This window comes from Frankia sp. KB5 (genome assembly GCF_002099325.1).
Classification (GTDB): Bacteria; Actinomycetota; Actinomycetes; order Frankiales; family Frankiaceae; genus Frankia; species Frankia casuarinae.
Window position 1 is genome coordinate 1 of record NZ_MRUJ01000050.1, and the last position, 10012, is coordinate 10012.

The 10012-nt window shown below is 74.2% G+C and carries 9 protein-coding genes; 6 read left to right on the forward strand and 3 right to left on the reverse strand.

Annotated features, from left to right (window positions below):
* From KBI5_RS05985 to fxsT, 3 genes are all read left to right on the forward strand, one after another.
* Positions 1-753 (forward strand): DUF3418 domain-containing protein (locus KBI5_RS05985; RefSeq protein ID WP_116289849.1); only part of this gene is annotated, 753 nt, incomplete at its 5' end.
* Positions 754-784: 31 nt separating this feature from the next.
* Positions 785-1015, forward strand: a complete 231-nt coding sequence (locus KBI5_RS27640; RefSeq protein ID WP_241882688.1) for a toll/interleukin-1 receptor domain-containing protein — start codon at positions 785-787, stop codon at positions 1013-1015.
* Between the two features lie 66 nt (positions 1016-1081).
* A complete protein-coding gene (gene fxsT, locus KBI5_RS05990) occupies positions 1082-3940 on the forward strand; it encodes an FxSxx-COOH system tetratricopeptide repeat protein (RefSeq protein ID WP_241882689.1) in 2859 nt (952 codons plus the stop codon).
* Positions 3941-3958: 18 nt separating this feature from the next.
* Here fxsT and KBI5_RS05995 read toward each other — a convergent pair whose 3' ends face one another.
* The 3 genes from KBI5_RS05995 to KBI5_RS06005 all read right to left on the reverse strand — a co-directional run bounded on the left by KBI5_RS05995 (position 3959) and on the right by KBI5_RS06005 (position 7705).
* On the reverse strand, positions 3959-4474 hold the full coding sequence (locus tag KBI5_RS05995; protein ID WP_133056964.1) for a hypothetical protein: 516 nt from the start codon (positions 4472-4474) through the stop codon (positions 3959-3961).
* Positions 4475-5050: 576 nt separating this feature from the next.
* Positions 5051-6403, reverse strand: coding sequence for a galactokinase (gene galK, locus KBI5_RS06000; RefSeq protein ID WP_043590707.1), 1353 nt, complete (start codon positions 6401-6403; stop codon positions 5051-5053).
* Between the two features lie 66 nt (positions 6404-6469).
* On the reverse strand, positions 6470-7705 hold the full coding sequence (locus tag KBI5_RS06005) for a UDP-glucose--hexose-1-phosphate uridylyltransferase (protein ID WP_085014525.1): 1236 nt from the start codon (positions 7703-7705) through the stop codon (positions 6470-6472).
* Positions 7706-7939: 234 nt separating this feature from the next.
* Between KBI5_RS06005 and soxR the strand changes: the two genes are divergently transcribed.
* The 3 genes from soxR to KBI5_RS06020 all read left to right on the forward strand — a co-directional run.
* On the forward strand, positions 7940-8431 hold the full coding sequence (gene soxR, locus KBI5_RS06010; RefSeq protein WP_085014526.1) for a redox-sensitive transcriptional activator SoxR: 492 nt from the start codon (positions 7940-7942) through the stop codon (positions 8429-8431).
* 140 nt (positions 8432-8571) lie between these two features.
* Positions 8572-9309, forward strand: a complete 738-nt coding sequence (locus KBI5_RS06015) for an NADPH-dependent FMN reductase (RefSeq protein WP_023840343.1) — start codon at positions 8572-8574, stop codon at positions 9307-9309.
* A gap of 230 nt (positions 9310-9539) precedes the next feature.
* Positions 9540-10012, forward strand: a 473-nt coding sequence (locus tag KBI5_RS06020) for an ABC transporter substrate-binding protein (RefSeq protein ID WP_157902433.1), incomplete at its 3' end; no start/stop codon positions are given.

Genomic DNA, 10012 nt, shown 5'->3' on the forward strand with positions numbered 1-10012 from the left:
GTCGCGGTGCGAGCCGCCGACACCGAGGCCGAACAGCGCCAGCTGATGTGGGCCGGCACCCGGCGCCTGGTGCTGCTGGGCGTCCCCTCCCCGGTGCGCGGCCTCAACGCCCGGCTGTCGAACGCCGCGAAGCTGGCCCTGAGCCACAACCCGCACCGCGACGCCGCCGACCTGCTGGACGACTGTGTGCGGGCCGCCGCCGACCGGTTGATCGCCGCGGCCGGCGGGCCCGCCTGGGACGAAGCGGGCTTCACCGCGCTGCTCGCCGCGGTACGCGCGGGACTGCCCGAGGCCGCCTTCGAGGTGGTCCGCGAGGTTCAGCAGGTGCTCGGCCTCGCCCACGCGGTCGATCTGGCGCTGCGCGAGCTGCGTGCCCCGGCGGTGGCGGCGTCGGTGGCCGACGCGCGTGACCAGCTCATCTCGTTGATCTACCGGGGATTCGTCACCGACACCGGGGCCGACCGGCTGGCGGACCTCGTCCGCTACCTGACCGCGCTGGAACGGCGACTGGAGCGGCTGCCCCGCGATCCCGGGCGGGACAGGCTCAACACCGCGACCGTCGGGCGCGTCCAGGACGCCTATCGGGAGCTGCTCGCCACCGTCCCCGCCGGCCGGGAGCCGGCGCCCGAGATCCGGCGCCTCCGCTGGATGATCGAGGAGCTGCGGGTGAGCCTGTTCGCGCAGAGCCTGCGCACCCCGTACCCGGTTTCCGAGGAACGCGTCTACCGGGCGATCGACGCCATCCTCGGTTAATCCGTTTCGGTGACTATGCCATGCTGGGACGGTGACCGGCGGGGGCGATGGGCACGGCGCTCCCGACTGTTTCGTGTCGTACGCGGACGACGGGCGGGCCTGGGCCGAATGGATCGCCGGGACGTTGGAGGATGCCGGCTACCAGGTCCTGCTTGAGTCCTGGGCGCCGGCGGGGACGCATCGGGTGGGGTGGCTGGACCGGGCGGTGAGCCAGGCCCGGCACACGATCGCGGTGGTCTCCGACGGCTACCTGCGCTCCTAGCCCGCGGTCGCCGAATGGGCGGCGGCGTGGTCGGCCGACCCGACCGGAGGCGAACGCCGGCTGCTGGTGACCAGGGTGGCGGACCGGCCGCTGCCCGGTCTGCTAGGCCAACTCGTCCCGGTCGACCTGTTCGACCGCAGCGAGATCGCCGTCCGGGCCAGCCTGCTCGCGGCCCTGCGCGGCGACCGGCCACAACCGGAACAGCCGCCGGGCTTCCCGGGCCGGCGGGGGATCTTCCCGCCGGAGCTGCCGGCGGTGTGGAACGTGCCGGATCAGCCGGCCCGGTTCGTCGGCCGGACGGCCGCGCTCGCCCGGCTCGACGAGGCGCTGTCCCGCTCGCCGCTGGTCACCGTGACGGGAATCGCGGGGATCGGGAAGACCAGCCTGGTCACCGAGTACGTCCGCCAGCACCGGGCGGATCTCGACGCCGTGTGGTGGGTGCCGGCGGAACGCCCCGAGCTGATCGGCGAGCGGGTGCGCGAGCTCGCCCCGGCGGTGGGCCTGCCCGGCCACGCGGAACCGGCCGCCGTGATCGCGAACCTCGGCCGGGCCGACGGCCGCTGGCTGATCGTCCTCGACGACGCCGCCGACGCCGACACGCTGCCGGACTGGCTGCGGCCCACCGAACCCGGCCGGCTGCTACTGACCTCCCGCAACCCCGGCTGGGACCATCTCGGCCCGGTCGTGCCGGTCGGACCGATGGACCGGGCCGAGTCCGTCACCCTGCTCGCCGGCCGGCTGCCCGCCGTCGAACGGACGGTCGCCGACCGGATCGCCGAGCGGCTCGGGGACCACCCGCTCGCCCTCGACCAGGCCGCCCACCGCATCAGCACCGGCCGCACCCCCGCCGAGACCTACCTTCAGGTGTTAATCGACCGGCCGGAGGTCCTCCTGGCGCAGGGGGAGGTGAGCGGGCGGCCCGGGGCCACCGCCGCCACCCTCTGGGACGAGCCGATCCGCCGGCTCGACGCCGAGGCACCGGCCGCCGGCCACCTGCTGCGGATCGTCGCGCACGGCGACAACGAACCGATCCCGATCCGGCTGTTCACCGCCGAGCCGGACGTGATCCCCGATTCCGGGCTGCGGGCGGCGGCCGGCGACCCGCTCGCCCTCGCCGACACCGTCGGCGTCCTGGAGCGGTACGGCCTGGCCCACCGCGACGCGGACACCGTGACGATGCACCGGCTGGTGCGGGCCGCCGTGCACACCCACACCGGCCCCGACCAGGCCGACGAGATCGTCGCGACCATGGCCCGGATGCTGCGCGCGTCGCTGCCCGACGCCGTCACGGCCAACCCGGAAGCCTGGCCCGCCTGGCGGGAGCTGCTCCCGCACACGCTCGCCGTGCTCGACGCCACCGCCACCGACTCCACCGACGCCGACTCCACCGACGCCGACGGTCCGGAGGCCGACGGTCCGGAGGCCGCCTGGCTGGCGGAACGCTCGGCGGCCTACCTGCTCGGGCAGGGCCGAGCCGATCAGGCCCTCCCCCTCGCGGCCCGCGCCCTGGCCGCCCGCGAGCGGCTCGACGGCCCGGTGCACGTCGACACCCTGGCCTGCCGGGAGACCCTCGCGCGGGTCGCCCTCGGCGCCGGACGGATCGACGCCGCCGGCCGCCTGGCCGAACACACCGTCGCCGACCGCGAACGCATCCTCGGCCCCGAGCACCCCGACACCCTGGTCAGCCGGGACACCCTAGCCCAGCTATTCCAGAAGGTCGGCCAGACCGACCGCGCGGTCGAGATGTTCCAGCGCACCCTCGCCACCCGGGAACGCATCCTCGGCCCCGAGCACCCCGACACCCTGGAAGGCCGGCACAGCCTCGGCCGCGCCTACGACGCCGCCGGCCGCGACGACGAGGCGGCCCGGCTGCTGCGGGACACCCTCGCCGACCAGCGGCGGATCCTCGGCCCGGAGCACCCCGCCACCCTCGACACCCGCCACAGCCTCGCCGTCGCCTACCGCCGGATCGGCGCGGTGGGCGACGCCGTGCCGCTGTTCGAGCAGACCCTCGCCGCTCGCGAACGGGTCCTCGGCCCCGAGCATCCCGCCGCCCTCGGCACCCGCCACCAGCTCGCCGTCACCCATCACCAGGCCGGACGGCTCGACGACGCCACGCGCGAGTTCGGCCGCGCGCTGACCGGCCGCGAGCGCACCCTCGGCCCCGACCACCCCGACACCCTCGAAACGGTCGACGGACTCGCCCGCGCCCACCTGTACGCCGGACGGCTCGACGACGCCGCACGCGAGTTCGGCCGCGCGCTGACCGGCCGGGAACGCGCCCTCGGCCCCGACCACCCCGAGACCACCGAGACCCGCGAGAGCCTCGCCACCGCCCACCTCAGGCTGGGCCGGCCCGGCGAGGCCGTCCCCCATCTCGAACGCGCCCTCGACCGCCACGAGCACGTCCTCGGCCGCGCGCACCCTTACACTGTCGAGGCCCGGAACGCCCTCGCGACGACCTACCGGCGCACCGGGCAGCTTGAGGCGGCCGTGCCGCTGCTCGAACGGCTGCTCGCCGACCGGAGCCGGGCGCACGGCGTCGGCGACGCGCGCACCCTGCGCACCGCCGACGGGCTCGCCGAGGTCTACCGGACCACCGGCCGGCTTCCGCAGGCCGTCGGCCTGAACGAACGTGTCCTCGCCGTCCGCGAGCGGCTCCTCGGCCCCGGCCACCCCGACACCCGCGCCACCCGGGGCGCCCTCGCCGACACCTACCGCCAGGCCGGCCGGCCCGCCGACGCCGTCCCCCTCTACCGCGCCGCGCTCACCGACGCGCTGCGCGAGCACGGCCCGTTCCATCCGGACAGCACCCGGGCCCGCCGCACCCTCGCCGACACTGTCGGCGAGACCCGCCACGATCAGCCGCCGCCCCTCGAACGGCCGATCCCGGTGGAGCCGAGATTCCGCCACCGCGACCCCTGACTGGCGCCGGCACGCCGGTCACCGCGGGTCGGCCGGCCCGGCCGGCTCGTCGGGGTCACCGGGGTCGACGGGCGGAAATCGATCAAGCAGCTCCAGCTTGCGGAGCAGCGCCTCGTCCGCCGCCCCCCGCGCCGGCCGCCCGCCCTCCGCCACCGCCCRCTCGCGGTCCTCCGCCCGGCGCCGTGCCGCCTCCCGGGCGGACTCCGCATCCATCCGGTCCAGCAGCTCCTGCCTATACCGCTCGAACCACTTCCGGTTCTCCCGCCGCTCCTGTTCGGCGGCAAGCTCATTCGTCAGCTCCTGGCCATGCCGCGCCCTCCACACCCTGCTGAACGAGCCGTCCCAGTCGACCGGACGGAAGTCGAACCTGCCCRCAAACGTCGCCCCAGCCTCATCCGCCCCCGCGTCGGCGTCCGGCCCCGGCTCGGCATCGGGCGCCGGCTGCCCGGACGGTTCCCGACCGGCTGGCGACCGCGCCCCCGGTTCACGCTCGGCCGCGGGCTCACCTGACGGATCGGCGGTTTCCTCGGACATCACAGTCTTCTCCCGTCCCTGAGGCTCACCGTCATGATCCCACCATCACCGGCCCGCCGTGCCCCCCACCACGGTCCCTCCAGGGATGATCAGCGACATCTTGATGTGCCGGACCGGCCGCGGTGGTACCGGTGTTGCGATCCCTCCAGGGATGATCAGCGACCCGCTGGTAAAGCTGCAGGTCAACGCCATGATCTACGATGGTCCAGGGGCTACTTTTGCAGCGGTCCGGCGGTAGTGCAACAGCCCAGGCCAGAGCCATGATCGACAGCCATGAGCATCGAGCTCCGGCTGCCCATTGCGACGCCGAGCCACTCCGTCTCGACAAAATCCGGGATGCGGCAGACGTGGACGCTGTCAACGGCCTGAGGATCGGGTGGGACTTGGGGATCGGACGGGACGAGTGGCCCGCGGGACATGAGAAGGGCCGCACGAGTGCGACCAGGTGTGACGCGGGCCTGGGCCGTGCGGCCTGCTGTTCCCATCCCGCCCTGACCATGATCTTCCGTGCGCCCCTCGCCGATCTGGCCGCGGAGCTCGCCCCCACCATGGGCCGCCGACTTCCGCCCCCGGTCGCTACCCGAGGTCCAGGACGGACGTGCCGGCGACCGCCGAGCAGACGTGCAGCACGGCCCGCCGGTCGGTGAGCGCGGTATACGCCGGCTCGAACGCGTCGGTGAAGGCGGTCAGCCGGGACCGGTCGACGAGGGCCACCGCACAGCCCGCGAAACCACCGCCGGTCATCCGGGCGCCGAAGCACCCCGGAGCCGCCGAAGCCGCCTGGACCGCCGCATCGAGTTCCGGACCCGACACCTCGAAGTCCTCCCGGATCCCGCGATGCCCCGCCAGCAACAGCCGCCCGGCCGTTGGGGCGTCGCCCGCGCGCAGTGCCGCGGCGACGGCGTCGACCCGGGCGTTCTCGGCGACGACGAACCGGGCCCGGCGCAGCGCGGCCGGATCCAGCGCGACCGGATCCAGCGCGACCGGATCCGGCCCGGTCCCGCCGGCCGCTCCGCCCGGCCGGGTTGTCCCATCCGACCGGGCGGACCTGCCGAGCCGGGCCACCGCCTCGTCCATCGACCGGGGCGTGAGGTCCCGCAGCGCGGCGACGCCCAGCGCCCGCGCCGCCCGCTCACACTCCGCCCGTCGGGTGGCGTACTCGCTGGTCACCACCTGTCGGCGCGAGCCGGTGTCGATGACCACCACGGCCAGCCCGCCCGGCAGCGGCACCGGCTCGGTCGTCAGCGTGCGGCAGTCGATCCGCAGCGCGTGGCCGGCCACGCCCGCGGCGCAGGCGAGCTGGTCGAGCAGGCCCGTCGCCGCCCCCACCCAGAGGTTCTCCGCCCGCTGGGCGAGCAGCGCGAGCTCCGTCGGCGATGGCGTCAACCCGGCGAGATGCGCACCGGCCAGGGCGACGGCCAGCTCCAGCGCGGCCGAGGAGGACAGTCCCGCGCCGACGGGGATGTCGCTGGCCAGCGTGCCACGCCAGGGCACCAAGCCCCCTCCGGCGGGGAAGCCCGACCCGGCGGCGGCACGGGAGCCCCCCGATCCGGCGGCGGCGCGGGAGGCCGACTCGGCGGCCAGCATCACCGCGACGCCTTCGACATACCGGACCCATCCGGGTGCCCGGGCGGACACCGGCGTGTCGAGGCCCGGCGGCGGCAGCGGGATCACGGCGGGCACCGCGTCCTGCTCGGACACCAGCCGGAGCTCGGGTGCCTCGTTACGGCGCAGGGCGATGCACAGCTCCCGGTCGATGGCCACCGGAAGACAGAAGCCGTCGTTGTAGTCGGTGTGCTCGCCGATGAGGTTCACCCGGGCGGGCGCGCGGACGAGGTGGGTGGGCCGCTCTCCGTAGGTCTCGACGAACGCGCGCACCGCACGCTCGGTGGCCGGATGCTCGGTGGCCGGATACTCGGCGGCTCTCATGACGCCAGTGTCGGGGAGTCGCGGGCCCTGCGGCACGCGGAATGACCACGGCCGCGCGGGCTCGGCTCAGGTCCGGTTCGCGGCGACGGGAGCCATGACGGCGCGCAGCCGGTCCGCGGCTGCCTCCGGGGTGAGGTCGCGCTGCACGTCGGCGAGCATCTCGTAGCCGACCTGATGCTTGCGAATGGTCGGGGAGCGCAGCAACGGCGGATAGAAGTGGGCGTGCAGCTGCCAGAACGCCGCGGGTGGATCGCCGGGTCCCCAACCAGGATCAAGGTCCGGCCCCAGCCCCGACTCCGGCCCCAGCCCCGACTCCGGCTCCGGCTCCGACCCCAGCTCCGGCCCCGGCCGGGGTCCGGGCGCGGGATGCGGCCCGGGAGCCCCGTGCCAGCCCATCGAGAACGGGAAAGGATGGTCGAACAGGGCGTCGTAGCCGGTGAGGAGGCGGCCGAGCAGGCGGGACAGCCCGTCCCGCTGGTCGTCGGAGAGCGCGGCGAGGCGGTCGACCGGATGCCGGGGCAGGAGCAGGGTCTCGAACGGCCACAGCGCCCAGAACGGCACGACGACGAGCCAGTGCTCCTCCGCCAGGATCACCCGCTCCCCCGCCGCCGTCTCGATCTCGGCGTAGTCCATCAGCAGGGAGCTGCCAGACCGGGCGAAGTGCTCCCGCTGCCGCGCGTCCTCGGCGGCTGGCTCGTCGGGCAACGCGTCGCAGGCCCAGATCTGACCGTGGGGGTGCGGGTTCGACGCGCCCATCGCGGTGCCGCGGTTCTCGAAGACCTGCACCCAGCGCCAGGTGCGGGAGAGTTCCTCCTCCTGCGCCGCCCAGGTGTCCACGACCGCCCGGACCTCGGCCGGAGTCATGTCGACGAGCCCGCGATCATGACGAGGGCCGAAGCACACGACCCGGCAGGTCCCCCGGGCCGGTTCGCTGCGCAGCAGGCCCGATCCGGGACCCGCCGGCCACACCGGGGCCGGGTCGGCGGACGGGGCGACAGGCGGGTCGGCGGGCGGGGCGACGAGCAGGGCTGCGGGCCGAACCGGGTCGGGACGCAGCGCCGGGAAGTCGTTGGTGAACACGTAGGTACCGGAGTAGGAGGGGTTACGTTCACCGCCGGCCCGGAGGTTACCCGGGCAGAGGTCGCATAGAGGATCATGGGCGACCGCGGCCGGCACCGGCGGTGGTTCCTGACCGCCGTGCCACGGTCGCCGCGTCCGCCCCGGCGAGACCAGAACCCAACGGCCGGTGAGCGGGTTGAACCGCCGATGCGTGATGTCGTCCATTGCGACGAAGCCTGCCATGGGCGGCGACCGCGGCAAACGCGCTGCCGGGACGGCCCGGGGTGATCCCCGTTACCACGAAGCCGAGGCGTGACGAGGGGCGACGCGGGGCAACGAGGGGCGGCGAAGCATGACGATGCGTGACGGGACATGACGGGACGAGGCGTGACGAGGCGTGACGACCAGCCCGTCGCGGCGCCGCCGGGTTCCGGGAACCTCATGTTGAGTTCAACTTCAACGCCATAGTCTGCGGGCATGCTTCCTACCGATATGATGACTGTGGGTGAGCTCTCGCAGCGAAGTGGCTTCGCCGCGTCGGCGCTGCGCTTCTACGAACAGCAGGGCCTGCTCACCGCCACCCGGACCTCGGGTGGGCAGCGCCGGTACGAGCGCCATGTCCTGCGGCGGCTGGCGTTCATCCGCGCCGCCACCGCGGTCGGGCTCRGTCTCGACGAGGTGCGGGAGACCCTGTCGACGCTGCCCGAGTCGCGCACGCCGACCAAGGCGGACTGGTCCGCGATCTCGCGGCGGTGGCGCGGCCGGCTGGACGACGAGATCGCGGCCCTGGTCGCTCTGCGTGACGGACTCAACTCGTGCATCGGCTGCGGCTGCTTGTCGCTGCGAAGCTGCCGCATCTCGAATCCGCACGACCGGATCGCCGAGCTGGGGCCGGGCGCTCGCGCGCTGCCGGCTGCGCTGCGCCGGACCCACAACCCCCTCGATCGGTGTGGTCAGCCCGTCCGATAGGACATCGGACAGGACATCCGCGATAGGACAGACGCGACGGTACGCGGGTGGCGGTCCATCGCCGGACCGACATGAGCCAGATCCGGGACGCCGGACCGGGATGCCGGACCGGGATGCCGGATCCGGGACGAGGAGGGGTAGTGGGAGACACATTCGGCATGTTCCAACCGGGTGCCAGCAACGGCGAACCGAGGAGCGGGCGCAGCCAGACGGTCGGTACGGATCCCGTCTCCGGGCTGCCCAGCCGGGTCTCGGCGCACCGTTCGCCCGACATGCCGCCGGACGGTCCCGGTCCGGTGCGGGCCCGTCGCCGCCGCCCGTTAATCGTCGGCATCGGTGGCAGCAGCCGGGCGAACTCCACCACCCACCAGGCCCTGGCGACGGTGCTGGCGATGATGGGGCAGGCCGGCGCGGAGACGATGCTGCTCGGTGCGGCGGACCTGGACCTGCCGATGTACGCGCCGGAACGCCAGGAACGTCCCGCCGCCGCGCTGCGCCTCCTCGCCGCCGTCGAACGGGCCGACGGCCTCGTGATCGCGACTCCCGGCTACCACGGCGGGATATCGGGCCAGGTCAAGAACGCCCTGGACTATCTGGAGGACCTGCGCGGCGCGCCCCGGCCCTACCTGGACGGCCGGGCGGTCGCACTGATCGTCGGCGCCCGGGGCACGCAGGCGGCCGGGACGACGCTGACGGCCCTGCGCTCGACGGTGCACGCCCTGCGCGGCTGGCCGACCCCGCTGGGCGTCACCCTGAACACCGCGGTGCCGCTCTTCGACCCGCACGGGCGAGTGCTCGACCGGACCGTCGCGGCCCGCCTGGACACCCTCGCCGACCAGATCATGGGGTTCACCTACGCCTGGTCCCAGGTGCTCTGAGGTGACCTCAGGTGACCTCAGGTGACCTCAGGTGCTCTGAGGTGCTCTGAGGTGCTCTGACGCCGGGACGCGATCCCACGCCGAGGCTCCCGCGGGTCCCAGCCAACCCGGGCGTATCCGTCCTGAGCAGGCAGGTCTACCGTGGCGGGGCCCGGCAGGGGACAGCGGGGCCCGGCAGGGGACCGGAACACGGAACGCGGACGAGGCACGCTCGACGAGGAGGCGGCACGGTGGGACGACGGTACGGGCTCCGGTGGCTCGCCGCGGCGGTTCTGGGCGCCGTGCTGGCGGGAACGCTCGCCGCGTGCGGTGGCGACTCGGACGGCGAAGCCACCGGCACGTCCTCGGCCGGATCAACGGTCAAACTGATGATCATCGCCCCGGTGGGCACGTCCGGAACGAACTACCCGGAGATGGTGGCCGCCGCCCGGGCCGCCGTGCGCGGGGTCAACGCCCGGGGTGGGATCGCCGGCCACCGGGTCGAGCTCGTGCACTGCAACGAGAAGAACGACGCCGCCGTGGCCAGGAAGTGCGCCCAGCAGGCGGTGGATCAGCACGTGCTCGCGGTCGTCGGCGAGGTCAGCGGCTCGGGTGGGATCATGCCCATCCTGGAGAACGCGGGGATCCCGTCCATCGGTTCGGCCGGGATCTCGGCCGACGGATCCGAGCTCAGCTCTCCGATCAGCTACGTCATCAGCCCGCT